This is a genomic window from Providencia sp. JUb39 (assembly GCF_012272845.1).
GTDB lineage: Bacteria > Pseudomonadota > Gammaproteobacteria > Enterobacterales > Enterobacteriaceae > Providencia > Providencia lanzhouensis.
This window is the reverse complement of sequence record NZ_JAAWXD020000001.1, coordinates 1440120-1460538: the sequence shown is the minus strand read 5'-3', so window position 1 is coordinate 1460538 and position 20419 is coordinate 1440120. Positions and strand designations below refer to the sequence as shown.

At 42.4% G+C, this 20419-nt stretch carries 13 protein-coding genes; 5 read left to right on the top strand and 8 right to left on the bottom strand.

Translation table 11 applies throughout. The features are described 5' to 3' along the window. Positions 1-118: 118 nt before the first annotated feature. The 5 genes from pqiC to rlmKL are packed head-to-tail and all read right to left on the bottom strand — an operon-like array spanning position 119 to position 7656. Entirely contained in the window at positions 119-673 is a 555-nt protein-coding gene (pqiC, locus tag HFU86_RS06420) for a membrane integrity-associated transporter subunit PqiC (RefSeq protein ID WP_132494523.1), read from the bottom strand. Next, positions 673-2322: an intermembrane transport protein PqiB gene (gene pqiB / locus HFU86_RS06415; RefSeq protein ID WP_036951701.1), complete on the bottom strand. Its 1650-nt coding sequence runs from the start codon at positions 2320-2322 to the stop codon at positions 673-675. Before pqiB ends, pqiC begins: the two co-directional genes overlap by 1 nt. Then, on the bottom strand, positions 2319-3593 hold the full coding sequence (gene pqiA / locus HFU86_RS06410; protein WP_132494521.1) for a membrane integrity-associated transporter subunit PqiA: 1275 nt from the start codon (positions 3591-3593) through the stop codon (positions 2319-2321). Before pqiA ends, pqiB begins: the two co-directional genes overlap by 4 nt. Before the next feature lie 34 nt (positions 3594-3627). Further along, entirely contained in the window at positions 3628-5535 is a 1908-nt protein-coding gene (locus tag HFU86_RS06405) for an ABC transporter ATP-binding protein (RefSeq protein WP_132494519.1), read from the bottom strand. A gap of 12 nt (positions 5536-5547) precedes the next feature. Continuing rightward, positions 5548-7656, bottom strand: a complete 2109-nt coding sequence (rlmKL, locus tag HFU86_RS06400; protein WP_187128926.1) for a bifunctional 23S rRNA (guanine(2069)-N(7))-methyltransferase RlmK/23S rRNA (guanine(2445)-N(2))-methyltransferase RlmL — start codon at positions 7654-7656, stop codon at positions 5548-5550. A 98-nt stretch (positions 7657-7754) separates the two neighbouring features. On the opposite strand from rlmKL, the gene HFU86_RS06395 reads away from it, so the two are divergent. Beyond that, a complete protein-coding gene (locus tag HFU86_RS06395) occupies positions 7755-8876 on the top strand; it encodes a YcbX family protein (RefSeq protein ID WP_187128925.1) in 1122 nt (373 codons plus the stop codon). Positions 8877-9072: 196 nt separating this feature from the next. Here HFU86_RS06395 and HFU86_RS06390 read toward each other — a convergent pair whose 3' ends face one another. The 3 genes from HFU86_RS06390 to pepN all read right to left on the bottom strand — a co-directional run bounded on the left by HFU86_RS06390 (position 9073) and on the right by pepN (position 13856). Next, a complete protein-coding gene (locus HFU86_RS06390) occupies positions 9073-9618 on the bottom strand; it encodes a cell division protein ZapC (RefSeq protein ID WP_154600317.1) in 546 nt (181 codons plus the stop codon). Between the two features lie 303 nt (positions 9619-9921). Continuing rightward, positions 9922-10932, bottom strand: a complete 1011-nt coding sequence (gene pyrD, locus HFU86_RS06385; RefSeq protein ID WP_187128924.1) for a quinone-dependent dihydroorotate dehydrogenase — start codon at positions 10930-10932, stop codon at positions 9922-9924. Between the two features lie 305 nt (positions 10933-11237). Further along, positions 11238-13856 carry an aminopeptidase N gene (gene pepN / locus HFU86_RS06380; protein WP_187128923.1) on the bottom strand — a complete coding sequence of 873 codons (2619 nt, stop codon included), beginning with the start codon at positions 13854-13856 and terminating at the stop codon, positions 11238-11240. Between the two features lie 456 nt (positions 13857-14312). On the opposite strand from pepN, the gene pncB reads away from it, so the two are divergent. The 4 genes from pncB (at position 14313) to HFU86_RS06360 (ending at position 20378) form a co-directional block, all read left to right on the top strand. Then, positions 14313-15527 (top strand): nicotinate phosphoribosyltransferase, encoded by a 1215-nt coding sequence (gene pncB / locus HFU86_RS06375; protein ID WP_187128922.1) that lies wholly within the window; start codon positions 14313-14315, stop codon positions 15525-15527. Between the two features lie 234 nt (positions 15528-15761). After that, positions 15762-17162 (top strand): asparagine--tRNA ligase, encoded by a 1401-nt coding sequence (gene asnS / locus HFU86_RS06370; protein WP_132494507.1) that lies wholly within the window; start codon positions 15762-15764, stop codon positions 17160-17162. A 617-nt stretch (positions 17163-17779) separates the two neighbouring features. Further along, complete coding sequence (locus HFU86_RS06365; RefSeq protein WP_187129820.1) at positions 17780-18862, top strand: porin; 1083 nt, start codon at positions 17780-17782, stop codon at positions 18860-18862. A gap of 325 nt (positions 18863-19187) precedes the next feature. Beyond that, on the top strand, positions 19188-20378 hold the full coding sequence (locus HFU86_RS06360) for an amino acid aminotransferase (RefSeq protein WP_132494504.1): 1191 nt from the start codon (positions 19188-19190) through the stop codon (positions 20376-20378). Positions 20379-20419: the final 41 nt, after the last annotated feature.

Below are 20419 nucleotides of genomic sequence, written 5' to 3'. Positions count from 1 at the left end.
TTCATTATTTATCAGTTAATTAAGATTCATAATATCCACTTTTCAAAATGAAAAATAATAAAAAAATGCACTACGTTTTACCGTAGCGCATTCATTTCACAACAAAATCATTATCAAATCATGGCTTGCTTATCTCTTGAGCAATATCTGCCGCCACTTTTTGCCAACCATTCGCTAATGTTCTGACTAATTCAGGATAACCATCTTCTTGCTGTTCTAATTGGATATCAAAGTTGCGGCGAACAACTTTATCGCCACGCATCAATGTCCAAAATCCCTGAACTAACACTTTTCCATCATAACGACCATTAAATGCCGTTAGAGTGATGTCTAACGTCTCAGGTGAGTTTTGCAAAGGTTGTAATGAGATAAATCTATCCGGTAGAGCAGAAGATAGCTCACGCACCATTGATTGCCCTAATTGCTGCTCTAACGGGCTTGCCCATAAATGCGCACTCGCATTTGAATAAGCAACATCGGACGTTTGGTAAGTTATCCCATTTGATGTCAGCACATCCGCCAGCGTAATACGCTGTAGCCAGATTTGTCCTTTATCCATCACAGCCACAGATTGAACTTCGGGGGCCTTCATAGGTAATTGATAATACATTTTTTCTGGGCTGCTACTACAAGCCGCCAGGAGAAAAACGCCTATCGCTAATAGATATCTCATTATTTTTTCACTCCTTTAGGCACAACGTCCTTGCTTGGCTCTGCTTCAAACACGAGCGCATTGCTCTTATTATTCAGCGTGCGCAGTAGTGGTTGTACTTCACGCAGTACTTGATCTAAACGCTGCATATCATCAACCATCTTATTATAGGCTGGTGAGCCTGGTTGGAAGCCTTGCATCGTTTTGTTTATCTCTTTCAATGATTTTTGCATGTCAGCAGGTAAACTCTGGAACTCTTTGCTAGACATCAATTTATTCAACTGCGTAAACATCACATTTGCTTCTTGAACCAGTTTTTGACCTTCAGCTAATGTTTGCGTTGTTTGTTTCAACATAGGCTCAATTGGCATATTGTTGATTTTATCCAGTACGGCAATCACTTTCTGTTGGATCTGCGCTAAACCACCACTGTGTGTTGGAATAATTTTATAGCCAGCAATAACATAAGGACCTTTGTACTCTGGCACATCTGGAATAAAGTCGAGGTCGATATACAGTGCACCCGTTAATAAATTACCGGACTTTAACGAGGCTCTTAAGCCATTTTTCATCGCCAGATTCAGTTCATTTTTCAGGTTAAAATCTTTACCAACATCCTTAGAAAAACGCTCTGGTTCGATATGAATAAGAACAGGAATGCGGAAGTTATTATCCAGTGATTGATCCAGACCCGCCGTATAGAATGGCACTTGTGCCACTGTACCTAAGCGAATACCGCGGAATTCTACTGGAGCCCCCGGCTGTAGACCGCGTACAGAATCAGAGAAGAACAGCACAAAATCTTGGTATGTGGTGTATAACGAATCCTGAATACTTGATTGAGTATCAAACAGTTCGAACTGTGCATTCTCTTTAACTGTTTCTCCTGGTACCCACCCTTCAGGCACATCAAAACTCACGCCACCAGTTAATAATGTCGCCACCGATCCCATGGAAACATGAACACCTTGGGAAGACATATCAAAGGCAATACCGCTGTCTTTCCAGAAACGTACGTTACTACTAATTAACTTGTCATACGGTGCATTGATAAACAGCTGATAACGCATATCGCGTTTATCCATATCAAAATTACTGGTTTCAACGGATCCGACACGATAACCACGGAATAACACAGGGTCGCCAGCATTTAACTGCCCTGCTTTGTCACTGGTTAAAATAATCCGTTTACCTTTAGCATCAGGAGACGCCAAAGGCGGCGTATCTAATAACGTAAACTCAAAATGTTCTTTTGCCGCTAATCCCGGCTGCAGTTCAATATATGCCCCTGATAACAGAGTACCTAGCCCTGTTACCCCATCACGACCTATCGTAGGTTTCACTATCCAAAAGGCAGAATCAGAGCGCAGCAAACCTTCCATTTCAGGATTCAAGCGGGCTTTAATAATCACGCGGCTAAAATTAGCATCGAGGGTGACGCTTTCAACCACCCCAATATCCACGCTACGGCTTTTAATTTTGGTTTTACCTGCTTCAACCCCTTCCGCACTGTAAGTGATTAACGTCACTTCTGGGCCTTGATGGCTGAAATGGTAAAACATGATCCAAGCACCGATGAGTAGAGTCACAATCGGGATCACCCAAACCGGTGACCAGCTCTTTAACTTACTCACTTTAGCATTGGCCTGTGGTGTTTCTTGATCTGTCACCCTGCGGCTCCTTCTTGTTCAACAGTCTTAACTGCATCTCTCTTTTCACAACGATCCCATGTTAAGCGAGGATCAAATGTCATTGCGGCAAACATCGTTAAAATCACCACTACACCGAAGAAAATAACCCCCAGTGCCGGTACGATATTCATTAACTGCCCCATTTGAACCAATGCAGTCAAAATGGTAATTACAAACACATCGATCATTGACCAGCGACCAACATACTCCACCAGCTCATAAATAAAATGCATTCGATGAGGATCACGGTTACCAAACCCTTTAGAGTCGAGGCATAGCCATGCTATACCAATCATTTTCAAGGAAGGCACCATAATACTGGCAATAAAAATAATCATGGCGACGGGGAATGAACCATCTTCCCAAAGAAGGATCACACCATCCATGATAGTAGAAGGCAACCCACTACCTAAGGCGTTTGTTGTCATCACCGGCAGAACGTTTGCGGGAATATAAAGCAAAATAGAAGTTAACAATAATGCCAAAGTCCACTGCAAACTTTGCTTTTTACGTACGCTACCATGGGCATGGCAACGCGGACATTCATGTTGGTCTGCTGGCAAAATTGCCGTACAAACTAAACATAAACGCACATCTTGGCTAATTCCTGTTTTCCCAACAATCAGCGGTTTATTGAGTTTGGGCGCCTCTTCAATTCGGTTCCATAACCAATGTCGATCTAGGCACTGGAATGCTCGCACTTGCATCATACAAAATGCGCAATAAGGGAGAAAACTCATCCCAATGCCAATATCACCATAGGCAATTAACTTAACAAAACTAACTAATACCCCCGCCAAAAAAATCTCCGCCATACACCACGATTTCATCTGAAAGAGAATTCGGGTTATAAGCACTTTGATTGATTTGGGAAGGTGAACCTGCAGCCCTAACAAGATGATAGTCACCATGCAAAACGCAGGAATAATCAAAGAAAATAGGAGAAAAAACAGCGCTAAGCCGCTGTAACGCGTCCCCATAATAATCTCGATGATTTGAAACATGGAGATTTCATTCTCAATGCCTGCTGCACTCATTTTTACAAATGGGAAAAGACAGGCAATTACCAGCATAATCAATGCACTAAATGCATATGCTGCGGGTTGCCTGTAAGGATAACGCCACTTGGATATGAGTGTTGTTTCACAACGCGGACATGTGGCTTTATTTCCTTGTTCCAATTCAGGAACAGCAACCATCATGTCGCACTGTGGACAGAGCACATGTTCATGGGGCTCATGAGAACACAAGGTGTTTTCTCTCCTTTTGATTCAAGCCGTCATATCAACCGTTTTTCAACAGCTCTAGCTCCTGCCAACGATCAAACGCCTGTTCTAACTCTTGTTCTTTAGCGGCAAGTGCAGTTAACGCTTGCTCAGTCACATCATGTGGCTGATTAAAGAAATCTGCATCGCCAATTTGTGCTTGAAGAGTTTCAATTTCCCCTTCAAGTTGCTCTAATTTCGCCGGTAATTGCTCTAATTCACGCAATAAATTATAGCTAAGCTTATTTGCACGTTTAGGAGCTTCTTTTGGCTTAGCTTCTTTTTCTGGCGCAGCTACTTTACTGGTTTGCTCCGATTTCAGACGTACGGTTTGTGCTCTTTGTTGTTGAGCATCATTATAGCCCCCCACAAAGCGGTTAATTTCGCCGTTACCTTCGAAAATCCAGCACTCTGTTACACTGTTATCCACGAATTCTCTATCATGGCTAACTAATAAAACGGTACCTTGATACCCATCCACCAGCTCTTCCAATAACTCTAATGTTTCAACATCAAGGTCGTTGGTTGGTTCATCGAGGATCAGCAAGTTACTTGGTTTTAAGAATAAACGCGCTAATAATAAGCGGTTACGCTCACCACCGGATAACGCTCTTACAGGCGTCATCGCGCGTTTGGGCGGGAACATAAAGTCTTGCAGGTAACCCAATACATGACGAGGTTTACCATTAACCATGACCTCTTGCTTACCTTCGGCAAGGTTATCCATAACAGTTTTATCTGGGTCGAGTGCTGCGCGGTGCTGGTCGAAATACGCAACTTCAAGTTTAGTCCCGCAGTGAACGCGTCCACTATCTGCTTGCAAATCGCCGAGCATTAAACGTAACAGTGTGGTTTTACCACAACCGTTAGGTCCCACCAATGCAATTTTATCGCCACGCATCACTTGCGCAGAGAAATCTTTCACTAAAACTTTATTATCAACTTGATAATTAACGTTTTCTAACTCAAATACAATTTTACCAGAACGCGCTGCTTCACCCACTTGCATACGCGCAGTGCCCATCACTTCGCGACGTTCCGAGCGTTCGACTCGCAATGCTTTCAGCGCGCGAACACGCCCTTCATTACGGGTACGACGCGCTTTGATCCCTTGGCGGATCCAGGCTTCTTCCTGGGCTAATTTGCGATCAAACTCCGCATTTTGCATCTCTTCAACACGCAGCGCTTCTTCTTTATTGATCAGATAATCATCATAGTTACCCGGCCAAGACGCGAGCTGACCACGGTCTAAATCGATAATACGGGTCGCCATATTACGAATGAAAGAACGGTCATGGGAAATAAAGACAATGCTACCTTGGAAATCTTTCAAAAAGGTTTCTAACCATAAAATGGTTTCAATATCCAAGTGGTTAGTCGGCTCATCTAAGAAAAGCACACGAGGATTGCTTACCAAAGCACGTCCTAATGCCGCTTTACGCAACCAGCCACCGGAAAGTGAAGATAATTCTGCATCCGCCGGTAAACCCAGTTTTTTGAGCACATCATTAATACGCGAGTCTAATAACCAGAGATTTAAGTTATCCAGAACCTCTTGTAAATCCGCCAGTTTATTTAAATTTTTCTCACTTGGATCAGACTCCACCAGCTTAGCAACATGGTGATAATCTTTTAAATATTGTGCTTGTTCAGCAACACCTTCGGCCACAAAGTCAAAAATAGTGCCTTCCACGTTACGCGGTGGATCCTGCTGTAAGCGAGCAACAATTAAATCTTGTTCATAAGTTAATGAACCATCATCCAGTGGCTGCTCTTTCGTCAAGACACGCATCAGGGTCGATTTTCCTGCCCCGTTGCGACCCACTAAACAGACACGTTCATTATCTTCAATATGAATTTCAGTATTGTCTAACAGAGGCGCATCACTAAACGCGAGGTATGCACCTGATAAATTAATCAAAGCCATTAATTCTGTTCCTTACTCTGCGTGGCTAATTAACCAGCAGTTGTGAATTTGACGGTTACGTGCGAAGTCTTCTGACAGTGTCTTAGCGGTGATTTCTTGTGCTTTTAGGCCAAGTTCAGTCAGTGCTTCGAGATCCATTTTGAATCCGCGCTTGTTGTTGGAGAACATCACGGTACCACCGCGACGCAACATACGTTTCAAATGGGTGATTAATTGCACATGGTCACGTTGAACGTCAAAGGTTCCATCCATACGTTTCGAGTTTGAGAACGTCGGTGGATCGATGAAAATCAAGTCAAATTGCTCATCAGTATTGGCTAACCAATTCAAACAATCCGCTTGCATTAAACGGTGCTGGCGACCTGTAAGCTGGTTGGCTTGCAGGTTCTTCTCTGCCCACTCTAAATAGGTACGAGACATATCCACAGAGGTTGTGCTCTTCGCACCACCTAGCCCCGCATGAACGGTGGCAGTACCGGTGTAGCAAAAGAGGTTTAAGAAGTCCTTACCACGGCTCATTTCACCTAACATACGACGAGCAATACGGTGGTCGAGGAATAACCCAGTATCCAGATAGTCAGTTAAGTTAACTAACAATTTAGCGTTATATTCATTCACTAAAAAGAAATCATCTTTCTGCGCTAATTTTTCGTACTGTTGTTTACCTTTTTGGCGCTGACGCGTTTTCAATACTAATTGATTCGAGGTTAACTCAAGGACATTCATTGTCGCGGTGATCACATCGAACAGGCGCTGACGCGCTTTACGCTCATCAACGGTTTTTGGCGGTGCGTATTCTTGGATAACGACTTTGTCGCCATAAATATCCACAGCCACATTGTATTCAGGTAAATCCGCATCATATAGACGGTAGCAATCAACACCTTGCTGCTTCGCCCACTTCGTCAGTTTTTTCTGGTTTTTACGTAAACGGTTAGCAAAATCTGGTGAAATTTCCGCAATAGTTTCTGATGGCGTTTCCGCTAATTGATAGTTTTTCTGTACACAATCCAGTGGACCATTTTTCGCTTTAAATTCACGTTCAGAACGTAATTGTAAGCAGCTTAATAATTCAGGGGATGCACTGAAAATCGATAAACGCCAGCCTGGGAAACGCGCTTTCACAATACGACCAAATTGGCTATGTAATGCGATTAATGCCGGTTCACTTTCCAGACGCTCACCGTATGGTGGGTTACTGATAATGGTTCCCGTGATATCCGTTTTAACTGGGTTTTCCAGCGCCGCAGCATCACCATGATTGAAAGTGATTAAATCTTGCAATCCTGCACGACGAGCATTGGCACGCGCCATATCCAGCACACGCTTATCAATATCAAAACCATAGAAACGGGAAGTGGTATCTTTCAAGCCTTGGCGGAAACGTACCTGAGCTTCCGTGACAACTTCACGCCATAATTCAGGGTTATGTTTCAACCATGCATTGAATCCCCAATGCTGGCGATATAATCCCGGCGCTCTATCTGCGGCAATCATTGCCGCTTCAATTAATAGTGTTCCAGAACCACACATTGGGTCGACCATTGGGGTATTTTTCTGCCACCCTGAACGGCTAATAATTGCTGCCGCTAACGTCTCTTTTAATGGTGCTTGTCCGGCAAGGTCACGATAACCACGAATGTGTAGTGAATCTCCGCTCAAGTCGAGTGCCACACTTGCACGTTCTTTATTTAAATAAACGTTAATACGAATATCAGCTTCTTGGCGAGCAACATTCGGGCGCTGGTCTAACTTACGCACAAAGCTGTCGACAATGGCATCTTTCACTTTCAATGCCCCGTATTGGCTATTGCGGATTTCTTCGTTGGTTCCCGTGAAATGCACCACAAATGTGTCATTCACATCGAAGATTTCAGACCAATCAATCGCTTGAACACCCAGATATAAATCAAGGTCGCTATAGACATCAAAATCATTCAGCGGTAATAAAATACGGGATGCCAGTCGACTCCACAGCAGACTTTGATACATCACACGGTCATCAGCCTGAAAATAGACGCCCCCTTGTGCCACTTTGCACTGGCTAGCTCCTAGCGCTTCCAATTCAGTTTTCAGTAGTTCTTCCAGGCCTCGAGCTGTGCTGGCAAACAGAAAATTCATAGTATTTATTACCGATTTCGATGAAAAATTGTTGCGCATTATAGCTAATCTCATGCACTTGTCATAAAGTTGCTGCACAACAATTATAGGATTAAAAAATGATTACGCTTTCGCGCCTGTATACACACCCAGTCAAGTCAATGAGGGGCATTCGTCTATCTCATGGTTACGCTGATATCAGCGGATTGACGTTTGATCGTAACTTTATGGTCACCACATTAGAAGGTAAGTTTATCACTGCGCGTAAATATCCGCAGATGTTATTATTTACCCCGGCTATGCTCAATAATGGGCTTTATCTAAAAGCACTTAATGGTGAAAGCGCCACCGTATTGTATCAGGACTTTAATGAGAAGCAGAGTCCTACAGAAGTTTGGGGCAATCATTTTCATGCACTTATTGCACCCGATGAGATAAATAGTTGGTTAAGCGGCTTTTTTGACGAGCCAGTACAACTAAGATGGTTAAGTCCTGAACTATCTCGTCGAGTCAAAAAGCACCAAGACGTTCCCTTATCTTTCGCCGATGGCTACCCATTTTTACTTATCAATGAAGCCTCAGTACAAGAGCTACAACGCCGCTGCCCTGCCAGCGTAAAACTCGAACAATTTCGCGGTAACTTAATTATTACCGGTGCTAAGCCGTTCGAAGAAGATAGCTGGAAACGCATTCAAATTGGTGATGTGATCTTTACCTTAGATAAGCCTTGTAGCCGCTGTATTTTGACCACCGTCAGCCCAGAAAAAGGGATCAAACACCCCCATGCAGAACCTCTTGCTACACTGCAAACCTTCCGGATGGATGACTCCGGTGATGTGGATTTTGGACAAAATGCATTAATCGAAAATACGGGGATCATCCGCGTAGGAGATACCCTCACGGTATTAGAAACTAAGCAGCCAAAACAGTATCCATTACGCGATAGAGAAGCGCCTATTGCTCAGGCTACAAAGCCAACTCCAACCACCGTAAACCTAGTTTTTGAAGAGATAGAATATAGTGGAAACACAGAGCATGTGATCCTTGAACAGCTTGAATCTCACGGGCTTTCAATCCCTTATTCATGCCGCGCGGGAATTTGTGGACGTTGCCGAATTTCACTGCTTGAAGGGGAAGTCACCCCACTAAAACAAAGCGCTATCAAAGATAATGGAGATATTTTAGCTTGTAGCTGTATTCCAAAAACTGCCATCAAGCTTGCTTTTAATCAAGCTGATTAAATAAAAATAAAGCCTCAACTAAGAAAATAATCTTTTAGTTGAGGCTCTTAATTAAAGATAAATTTTTCCCATATTCTTCAGCTACATTTATCGTAAAAATTTTATCATGCCTATTTTTCATTTTATTTATTTTGCATGGAAAACTTTATTCCGCACATTAAGTAATCGAAATACGAATATGATCATCAGTGATCAATTACATAGCATTTCCATATAATAGACGCTTGGTTCTCGATTGATAATGCATCATTCGATCGTTCATGATCTTAATTGGATCACAGAATCGTAAAGTACGATCCGGTAATTCTAATGATGGCTCAGCTAATAAACATAAGCTTGCTGAGTGACCCGCTTCTGCAATAATAAATGTTGAATAAACATTGGTATTTTCTAAGCACACTTGAATTAACTGACCACGTTCTGGCGTACTCATAAAATGGAAACTGGAAAAATACCAACTTTTTGGCATTTGGGGCTTTAAGAAGCGGTAAGCAACTAGGCTATTTAAGACTAATTCCGCTCTCTCTTCATAACTAATATTTAATCTCTTGGCTTGCTCATCAAATAAATAAAACTCTGCTGCATCTTCAATACTAAAAGGCATTTCATTTTGTGCAGAAACAGTCAACATTTTAGCTGGAAAACAAGACCGAAATATCATGCCGTTGGCGAGATCTAACATCACTCTGTCATGGTCACGATCAAAATACCAACGCCAATGATCATCAGGTTTAATATTCATAAACGATCCTTTAGCGATGTTATAAGCAAATAAGCTTTGTTTGGATCCTTTATTAAGATCCCTTTAAACATATCTCTGTTATATCCTAAAGCTTAAAAGAAAAAGATACACGACAGACTGATCAATATTAAGCAAACATCAATGTCGGCTTTTTTAAAAACGAATTAATCAGATGAGCGAAAACTATATGGCGCACAACTACACGTATAACTTGTCATTTAATGGATATAATTTATGTTCAATCTTAATATAGGATAAAAGGGGGAATAAATAAACCCCCCTTGTATAATTAATCACCATTTTTTAGATGTGATTAACAATATCCTTTATTAATTTTGGTCCGTGGTAAATAAAACCAGAATAAATTTGGATTAATGATGCCCCTGCTTCCATTTTTTCTCTGGCTGCAGTTAATGAATCAATACCACCAACACCAATAATTGGTAACCTTCCATTTAATTCACGGGAAATAAGTTTAATGACCTGGGTACTTTTTAATTGCACCGGACGACCACTTAAACCACCCGCTTCATTACAGTAATTTAAACCTTGAACTAAAGAACGATCCAATGTGGTGTTCGTCGCAATAACGCCATCAATATTATGTCTCACTAAACTGTCAGCCACTTGCACAATTTCTTCTTCAGTTAAATCCGGTGCAATTTTGACCGCAACAGGAACATATTTCTGATGGAGTGATTGCAATGCTAATTGCTTCTCTTTGATGCCACTTAATAAATCATCCAGCGCTTCCCCATATTGTAATGTGCGTAATCCAGGGGTATTTGGTGATGAAATATTAATCGCGATATACCCTGCATGGGCATACACTTTATCCATACAAATTAAATAATCGTCTTTACCATTCTCAACGGGCGTATCTTTATTCTTACCAATATTAATCCCGATAATCCCGCCGTAGGTTGATTTTTTAACGTTCTCAACAAGGTTATCAACCCCTTTATTGTTGAAACCCATGCGGTTAATAATCCCTTCCGCTTCAACAACTCTGAATAATCTTGGTTTGTCATTTCCATCTTGAGGACGTGGTGTAACGGTTCCAATTTCTACAAAACCAAATCCCATAGCACCAAACGCATCAATGCACTCGCCATTTTTGTCGAGTCCTGCGGCTAGGCCTAATGGATTTTTAAAGGAGAGTCCCATACAAGTAACGGGTTTGGTTGCAATGGATTGACGAAGGAGGAATTGGAGAGGAGAGTGGTTTAAACGCTGAAGCTGACGAAACGTTAATTCATGGGCCTTTTCAGGGTCGAGCTGAAACAGTGCCTTTCGGGCAAGGTGATATAACATAGCTATTAACCTACTTTCTGTCTAAGTACGATTGAATATGCATTTCTCTACACGACACACTCAAACTCAGCGCGTGCAAAAATACCCCCAAACCTGTTTTACCAAATAGGGTTTGTGAGTATACAAGTGAGATTGGCTTGATAAAACGGCACATATGCTACCCCAACTGTGGGGTAATAATCCATGAAAATATCACTAAAAGTGCTAATTGTTTTGATCTTCTACCATAAAAAAGCCCTTAGACTCGAAAATCTAAGGGCTTACATGCATTTATTCTAAGAATTAACTGCCTACTATCCGAAGAATTAACTTTCTAGCGCTTTAGTTATCTTCTCAAACAGATCCCCAGAAAGGTTTTCTAGCCCTTTGAGTTTTTCCAGAACCTCACGCATTAAACCTTGGCGCTTCTCATCATAACGTTTAAAACGGATTAATGGCTCAATTAATCGCGAAGCCACCTGCGGGTTACGGGTATTCAGATCCACTAAGATCTCATACAGGAATTGATAACCACTGCTATCTTCCGCGTGGAAGTTCACCGGGTTGCCTGCTGTAAATGAACCCACTAATGCACGGACACGGTTCGGGTTAGTCATGCTAAATGAGCGATGATTTAATAGTTCACGTACTTTTGCCAGAGTGTTTTTAGCTGGATTGGTGCCTTGCAGCGTAAACCATTTATCCATCACCAAGCCATCATGATGCCAACGATCGTCAAAATCTGACATCAGCTCAGCATGACATGGCAAGCCCGCTTCGTTTGCAGCGGTTAATGCCGCGAGTGAATCGGTCATATTATCCGCACTGCGATATTGAGCTTCCACCAGCTTATTCGCTAACTCACGATCGTCCGCTGCCGCCAAATATTGCAAGCATGTATTACGCAGTGAACGCAGTGCAATATCGCCGTGATCAACGCGATATCCATCAATATTAATCGAACGATAAACAGTTAAGAATTCATCGTGCATTTCATTCGCTAGCGTTGAGTGGATAAACTCAATCGCGTTATGGATTGCCACAGGATCAATAACACTAAACAACTCCGCAATTTCATTTTCTGAAGGCAGAGTCAAAATTAAAGCGGCTAATGCAGGATCAATATTGTCACTGAGCAATACAGCGCGGAATGCATCCACAACATGCTCAGGCAGAACTAGCGCTTCCCCTTTATGCAGTTTTTCTACGTTAATTTTGGCGTAGTTATTAATCAGTTGCTGCGCCGCATCCCAGCGAGAAAATTCATTGCTCGCATGCTGCATTAAAAATGCCAGTTGTGCATCCGTATATGGATAATCCAATTTTACTGGCGCAGAAAACTCACGTAATAAAGAAGGCACCGGGCGAGAAGTCACATGGTCAAATACAAAACTTTGTGACGCTTGAGTGACATTTAAGACTGAGTTAACCAAGCTTCCATCACGCTTAAGTGGGATCACTGCACCATCTTCACCGTACAATTCGATATCCAATGGAATATGCAAAGGCTGTTTTTCTGCTTGGTCGGCAGTTGGTGGCGTCATTTGGCTAACATGCAGCGTATATTGTTGCTTTTCTGGCGAATATTCATCACGAACGGTCAACACTGGCGTTCCTGATTGACTATACCAGCGACGGAACAGAGACAAATCCACGTTCGATGCATCTTCCATCGCCTGCACGAAATCATCACAGGTTGCAGCGCTACCATCATGGCGATGAACATACAGCTGGATCCCTGCTTGGAACATCTCTTCTCCAAGCAAAGTGTGGATCATGCGGATAACTTCAGACCCTTTTTCATACACTGTCAGTGTATAAAAGTTGTTCATCTCGATCACTTTTTCAGGGCGGATCGGGTGAGCCATTGGGCTTGCATCTTCCGCAAACTGCGCCGCCCGCATGACTTTGACATTATTAATACGGTTAACTGAACGTGAACCTAAATCAGAGCTAAATTCTTGATCACGGAATACAGTTAACCCTTCTTTTAAACTTAATTGGAACCAGTCACGGCAAGTAATACGGTTGCCTGTCCAGTTATGGAAATATTCGTGACCAATCACAGATTCAATATTCAGATAATCTTTATCTGTGGCAGTTTCGCTTTTTGCTAAAACGTACTTCGAGTTAAATACGTTCAAACCTTTATTTTCCATTGCGCCCATATTGAAGAAATCAACGGCAACAATCATATAAATATCAAGGTCATACTCTAAACCGAAACGCTCTTCGTCCCATTTCATTGCATTTTGCAGGGATTTCATGGCCCATGGCGCACGGTCTAAGTTGCCTTTATCAACAAACAGCTCTAATGCGACTTTGCGACCAGTACGAGTCACAAACTCATCGCGTAACACATCAAAGTCCCCTGCGACCAATGCAAATAAGTAACTTGGTTTCGGGAATGGGTCTTCCCATTTTACCCAGTGGCGACCATCTTCCAGTTCACCTTCCGCGATGCGATTACCGTTAGAAAGTAAATAAGGATAGCGGGATTTATCTGCCGTGATTTTGGTGGTGTAACGCGCTAAAACATCAGGGCGATCTTGGTAATAAGTAATGTGGCGGAAACCTTCTGCCTCGCACTGAGTACATAAAGCTTCACCAGAAACATATAAACCTTCTAACGCACTGTTTTTCTCAGGGCTAATCTCATTAACAATACTCAGTGTAAACGTCTCTGGTAGCGATTCAATGATAAGCTTGCCGGATTCTTCTTTATAGTTTGTCCACGCTTTACCATCGATTTCAAGGCTAATAAGAGTTAAATCTTCACCAAATAATTCTAAGGTGGAAGATTGCGGATTAAGGCGTTTCACCTTGCTGATAGCGGTCACTTTGGTTTTGGCGGGATCAAGGTCAAAATCAAGGGATATTTCTGTAATTGTATAATCAGGTGCTTGATAATCTTGACGATATTTCGCTTGTCTTAACTGAGTCATAGGTAACCTTTTTATTCGTTATATCCGTGTCATAGTCTCTTTCTACTGCATACAATACTATAAGATGAACTAATGTGAATGGACTTGAGAAACATTTTCATCACAAATTGCGATATTTTTCTATTATTTCCCATCAAATTTATGAGAGTAGTATCCAACTTTGTGGGCATGCGGTTTGCCTGTTGGTGCTATAGATCTATTAAATCTAAATTTACATGTTAGTATCATTCAGTGATTATTGTTCTGAGTATGTTATCGAACAGTAAATGAAGATTCGTTTAGAATAATCACCACGTTGAACGCGTTTAACTCAACAGTTAATTGGGTGGATTAAAGTTGAATTATCTTCCAACAACATACAGATAGAATAAAACTTCTATCTTTTGTTAAAGCGGGTATACTTTTTCAACTTTAACGATTTAGCAATTAGTCAGCTCCGCGAGGAACTCTGCGCGCATGAATTTAGACGTAACACCGATTATTACATCACTGCTGGATACCGATGCTTATAAGCTTCATATGCAGCAAGCCGTTTTTCACCGCTACAACCAAGTTCCCGTTGTCGCTGAATTTCGTTGCCGTAGCAGTGATATTTTAGGTGCCTATGCCAATGAGATTGAACAACAAATCCAATTGATGGCACAGCTTTCTCTTTCGGATGATGAATATCAGTACCTGCGTACTCTGCCCTTTTTCACCGAAGACTACCTCTCGTGGCTAAAAACATTCCGCTTTAATCCTGAGCAAGTTGTCATCAGCGTCGCTGATAATGGTCAACTGGCCATACGCATCAGTGGTCCATGGCGCGAAGTCATTATGTGGGAAGTGCCACTGTTAGCGTTAGTGAGTGAAATTGTTCAACGTGACAGACACCCTACCATTACCGCTGATGATGCTGTTAACCAACTGCACAAGTTACTGGGGCTGTTTTATCAAGAAGCCAGCGAACGCCAATTGAACCTATCGGGTTTTAAGTTGATGGATTTCGGTACTCGCCGCCGTTTTTCCTATGAAGTGCAAGCGGCTATTGTGGGTATGCTCAAGCAAGAATTCCCTTATTTAGTGGGTACCAGTAACTACAAATTGGCGCGTGAATTGGGCTTAATGCCTGTAGGCACTCAAGCGCATGAATGGTTCCAAGCTCATCAACAGATAAGCCCTGAACTCGCCAATAGCCAACGTGAAGCCCTACAAAGCTGGCTAGATGAGTACCCAAATCATCTAGGTATCGCCCTCACCGACTGTATTACGATGGATGCATTCTTGCGTGATTTTGACCGTGAATTTGCTAATCGTTACCAAGGATTACGCCACGATTCAGGGGATCCTATTGAATGGGGTGAAAAAGCCATCGCCCATTATCAGAAATTGGGCATTGACCCACTGAGTAAAACGTTGGTGTTCTCTGATAATTTAGACCTGCAAAAAGCCCTAGAGCTCTACCATTATTTCCATAAACGGATAAATTTAGTGTTTGGTATTGGCACAAGGCTCACTTGCAACATTCCGAATGTTGTTCCGATGAATATCGTGATCAAGCTGGTGGAATGTAATGGCAAGCCCGTTGCTAAATTATCCGATAGCCCCGGAAAAACCATCTGTGAAGATGATGAATTTGTGAATCAGCTACGCAAAGCCTTTGACCTTCCTAAAATGGAAAAAGCCTGCTAAAAACAAATTAATAACCCGATAGCGATTTTTTACTTGTTTCCTGCCAAATGGCAAGTAACATAGCAGATTACCCCTGAAATATGGGATTTCGGAAAAGATGTCGGGTTATCGCTTTTTCTTATCGTGAGTTTTCTTCTTATATAGTGTTTCTTTGTAAACCCTTAAGCAGTCAACCCCAATAACGCATACTCGTCATCTCATATCGTTAATATTATTTAAAAGAGAGTAATTTTTATGATCGTTGCGCCTGTAGTCGATGTACTGCAAGGCCGTGTGGCGGTGGGCTCTGAAGTCACCGTTCAAGGCTGGGTACGTACAAGGAGAGATTCAAAAGCTGGTTTTTCTTTCCTCGCCGTTTATGACGGTTCATGCTTTAACCCATTACAGGCTATCATCAATAATAATTTATCTAATTATAATGACGAAGTCCTGCATTTAACCACAGGCTGCTCTGTGGAAGTCACCGGTGTCGTGACCGAATCTCAAGGTCAAGGTCAATCTTTTGAATTGCAAGCAACGTCAGTGAAAGTCGTTGGTTGGGTTGAAGATCCTGACACTTACCCAATGGCAGCCAAACGCCACAGCGTCGAGTTTTTACGTGAAGCCGCTCACTTGCGCCCACGCACTAACTTAATCGGTGCTGTTGCGCGTGTTCGCCACACATTAGCGCAAGCTCTGCATCGTTTCTTTGATGAGCAAGGTTTCTTCTGGGTCTCTACCCCACTTATCACTGCATCAGATACTGAAGGTGCGGGTGAAATGTTCCGTGTTTCTACACTGGACTACAACAACTTGCCACGTAATGACAAAGGCGAAGTGGATTTCAGCGAAGATTTCTTCGGTCGTGAAGCCTTCTTAACGGTTTCTGGTCAGTTGAACGGTGAAGCTTATGCCACCGCATTAAGCAAAATCTACACCTTTGGTCCAACTTTCCGTGCTGAAAACTCCAACACCAGCCGCCACTTGGCTGAATTCTGGATGTTAGAGCCTGAAGTCGCATTTGCTAACTTAGATGACATCGCGGGTCTAGCTGAAAAAATGCTGAAATATGCATTCAAAGCGGCATTAACTGAACGTCGTGATGATCTTGAATTCTTTGCTGAGCGTGTCGATAAAGACGTGATTAACCGTCTGGAACGTTTTGTGAGTTCTGATTTTGCGCAAGTTGACTATACCGATGCGATCAAAATCCTCGAAACCTGTGGTCAGAAATTCGAAAACCCAGTTTATTGGGGTGTCGATATGTCTTCTGAACATGAACGTTACTTAGCAGAGCAGCACTTTAAAGCGCCTGTGGTGGTTAAAAACTACCCGAAAGATATTAAAGCTTTCTATATGCGCCTTAACGAAGACGGTAAAACCGTTGCAGCGATGGATGTCTTAGCCCCTGGCATTGGCGAAATCATCGGTGGCTCTCAGCGTGAAGAACGTTTGGACAGACTGGATGCACGTTTAGAAGAAATGGGCATGAATAAAGAAGATTACTGGTGGTATCGTGATCTGCGCCGTTACGGCACCGTGCCACACTCCGGTTTCGGTCTTGGCTTTGAGCGTTTAATTGCTTACGTCACTGGTGTCAGCAACGTACGTGAAGTGATCCCATTCCCACGTACTCCAAGAAACGCAGCATTCTAATGCCAATTACCCATCATAGGGCTTAAATGGTTATTCATATCGGGTCACTGAGTGGCCCGATATTTTATCCCTACTGTTTATTTTATTACTCGCTTTTTATCAAAAGCGTTATACCCCAAAGGGTCGCAAATACTGATTTATCGCTAACTATTGGCCCTGACTGAATATTTTGAGAGCACTGTCACAGTTTTCCTTTTATTGCCCTATTTTTTGCTTTTTTATTAACGATTCCTATTCCGACTAAGAATAATCTGCTTTAAGCGTGTTGCCATTCTTATTTGTCAGTACACTTTTCCCTCATCAATGAATGATATCGTTCGAAAAAAGTTCAATTTGTCTTTCAAAAAAGTTCCCTCTTTTTTGTAAAATTTTTTCAACTGGTAGGATGAGTGGTTATTTTTTACTCTATTTTTTACATTTAGAAACACCTTGTTACCATTTGTTTCAGAATCTTCGTTTTTGTAGCATTTTGGGGGTAGATAAATTTATCTACCAATGGAACACTGGACGCCGACTAAAGACGACACTAATCTCTCATAAATAGTTCAAAAGAAATTTATGGATTATTTTTGGCAGTGGCAGGTGTCCGAATAACACCAATGAGGGTAATAATAATGATGAAACGCAATATTCTTGCAATGGTTATCCCAGCTCTGTTAGCTGCTGGTGCAGCAAACGCAGCTGAAATCTACAACAAAGACGGCAACAAATTAGACCTGTACGGTAAAGTTGACGTTCGTCACTACTTCGCTAACTCAGAAAGCGGCGAAGACGGCGACGATTCACGTGTTCGTTTAGGTGTTAAAGGTGACACTCAAATCACTGACCAACTGACTGGTTTTGGTCGTTTCGAGTGGGAAACTAAGACTAACAAAACTGAAACCAACAACGATAACAAAAACCGTTTAGCTTACGCTGGTCTGAAATTTAAAGATTTCGGTTCTTTCGACTACGGTCGTAACTACGGTGTTATCTATGACACGAACGCATGGACCGACGTTTTCCCATTATGGGGCGGCGACACTATGGCTCAAACTGACACGTTCATGACTTCACGTAACCGTAACTTAGCTACTTACCGTAACAACAACATGTTCGGTTATGTTGATGGCCTGAGCTTCGCGCTGCAATACCAAGGCAAAAACACTGATTCTAACAAATCAGGTACTGGCGTTGGTTACAAAGACAACGGTGACGGTTACGGTTTCTCTACCGCTTATGACTTAGGTTGGGGCGTGACTCTGGGTGGTGGTTACTCTAACTCTGCTCGTACTGAAGCTCAAAAAACTTCAGAAGCTGAAGGTAAACGTGCTCAAGCATGGAACGTTGGTGCGAAATTTGACGCTAACAACGTATACTTAGCAGCTATGTACGGTGAAGCACTGAACACTACTCACTTCGGTACAGATCACGAAATTGCTAACAAAACTCAAAACGTTGAATTAGTAGCTCAATACCTGTTCGACTTCGGTCTGAAACCATCTTTAGGTTATAACCAATCTAAAGGTAAAGACATCGAAGGTTACGGTAACGAAGATCTAGTTAAATACATCTCTGTAGGTTCTTACTACTACTTCAACAAAAACATGTCTGCAGTTGTTGATTACAAAATCAACCTGCTGAAAGACAACGAATTTACTGACGCTAAAGGTCTGATGACTGACAACGTAGTTGGTTTAGGTTTAGTTTACCAATTCTAATTATCAGTTAACGGATAATTTGAAAACAGTAAATCATGTTTTTGAAAGCAGCGCTTCGGCGCTGCTTTTTTATTGCTCGCATTTTATTCCTCCATCATCGAACCGGCTAACCGTCTTATTTGTTAATAATCCCACTAATTAGATTAACTCACTGGTCTATACTCAATTTTTGGTTAAATTTGATGTAATGGCTATCTAGCTCACAAGATCACACCAATTTTTAGTAAAACAATTGGCAAAAACCCTCTTCCAAGTTACTCTGATGGCTCGACATTTTCCGTTATACCTCTTTTCAGCTAAACCACAGAGTTTTGGAATCGACAATATGTTTGAGAAAATCATTTCTGCCCCAGCTGACCCTATCCTCGGTCTTGCTGATAGTTTCCGTGCTGATCCTCGCGATAACAAAATCAACCTCGGTATCGGTGTCTACAAAGACGAATCAGGTAAAACCCCTGTTCTAGACACCGTCAAAAAAGCAGAGAAATTCCTGCTAGACAACGAGAATACCAAAAACTACCTCGCGATTAGCGGAATGCCGGAGTTTGGTCGTGTCACTCAAACGCTGCTGTTTGGTGCTAACCATGAAATCATCAGCTCACAACGTGCTCGTACGGCGCAAGCGCCAGGTGGTACAGGTGCCCTGCGTATCGCAGCCGATTTCATTGCTAAACAAACTAACGCAAAGCGTGTTTGGATCAGCAACCCAACGTGGCCTAACCATAAGAATATTTTCGAAGCAGCCGGTTTAGAAGTGCTGACTTACAATTACTACGATGCAGCCAACCACGGTATGGACTTTGCTGGTATGCTCAGCAGCCTGTCATCTGCAGTTGCTGGTGATGTGATTGTTCTTCATGGCTGCTGCCATAACCCAACCGGTATTGACCCAACGCCAGAGCAATGGACTCAACTAGCTGCTCTGTGTGCTGAAAAAGGGTTATTACCTGTATTCGACTTCGCTTACCAAGGTTTTGCGAAAGGTTTAGATGAAGATGCGGAAGGCTTACGCATTTTCACCAAAAACAACCCAGAAATGATTGTTGCAAGCTCATTCTCGAAAAACTTCGGTCTGTACAATGAGCGTGTGGGTGCTTGCACCATCATTGCCAAAGATAGCGATAACGCAGAGCGCGCATTTAGCCAAGCGAAAGCGGTTATTCGTGCAAACTACTCTAACCCACCAGCACACGGTGCGGCGGTGGTTACCACTATTCTGTCTGATGAAACATTAAAAGCGGAGTGGATCCAAGAACTCACCTCAATGCGTGAGCGTATTAAACGCATGCGTCAACTGCTGGTTAAAACATTGGAAGAGAAAGGCGCTAAACAAGACTTTAGCTTCATCATCAACCAAAATGGGATGTTCTCCTTCAGTGGGCTGACTAAAGAGCAGGTAGAGCGTCTACGTAGCGAATTTGGTATCTATGCCGTGAGCTCTGGGCGTATCAACGTGGCTGGATTAACACTGGAAAACATGGTTCCACTGTGTGATGCCATTGTGAAAGTGCTTTAAGATTCAATTTGAATCTGATGAATTGCAAAACACCCCGTCAT

Coding starts and splice junctions, on each gene's coding strand:
- HFU86_RS06390 (WP_154600317.1), bottom strand. CDS start 9,618: ATGAATATTAAACCTGATGATCATTGGCGTTGGTATTTTGATCGTGAC.
- pncB (WP_187128922.1), top strand. CDS start 14,313: ATGAATTTAGACGTAACACCGATTATTACATCACTGCTGGATACCGAT.
- pqiC (WP_132494523.1), bottom strand. CDS start 673: ATGAGATATCTATTAGCGATAGGCGTTTTTCTCCTGGCGGCTTGTAGT.
- HFU86_RS06405 (WP_132494519.1), bottom strand. CDS start 5,535: ATGGCTTTGATTAATTTATCAGGTGCATACCTCGCGTTTAGTGATGCG.
- HFU86_RS06365 (WP_187129820.1), top strand. CDS start 17,780: ATGAAACGCAATATTCTTGCAATGGTTATCCCAGCTCTGTTAGCTGCT.
- pyrD (WP_187128924.1), bottom strand. CDS start 10,932: ATGTTATATCACCTTGCCCGAAAGGCACTGTTTCAGCTCGACCCTGAA.
- HFU86_RS06395 (WP_187128925.1), top strand. CDS start 7,755: ATGATTACGCTTTCGCGCCTGTATACACACCCAGTCAAGTCAATGAGG.
- asnS (WP_132494507.1), top strand. CDS start 15,762: ATGATCGTTGCGCCTGTAGTCGATGTACTGCAAGGCCGTGTGGCGGTG.
- pepN (WP_187128923.1), bottom strand. CDS start 13,856: ATGACTCAGTTAAGACAAGCGAAATATCGTCAAGATTATCAAGCACCT.
- rlmKL (WP_187128926.1), bottom strand. CDS start 7,656: ATGAATTTTCTGTTTGCCAGCACAGCTCGAGGCCTGGAAGAACTACTG.
- HFU86_RS06360 (WP_132494504.1), top strand. CDS start 19,188: ATGTTTGAGAAAATCATTTCTGCCCCAGCTGACCCTATCCTCGGTCTT.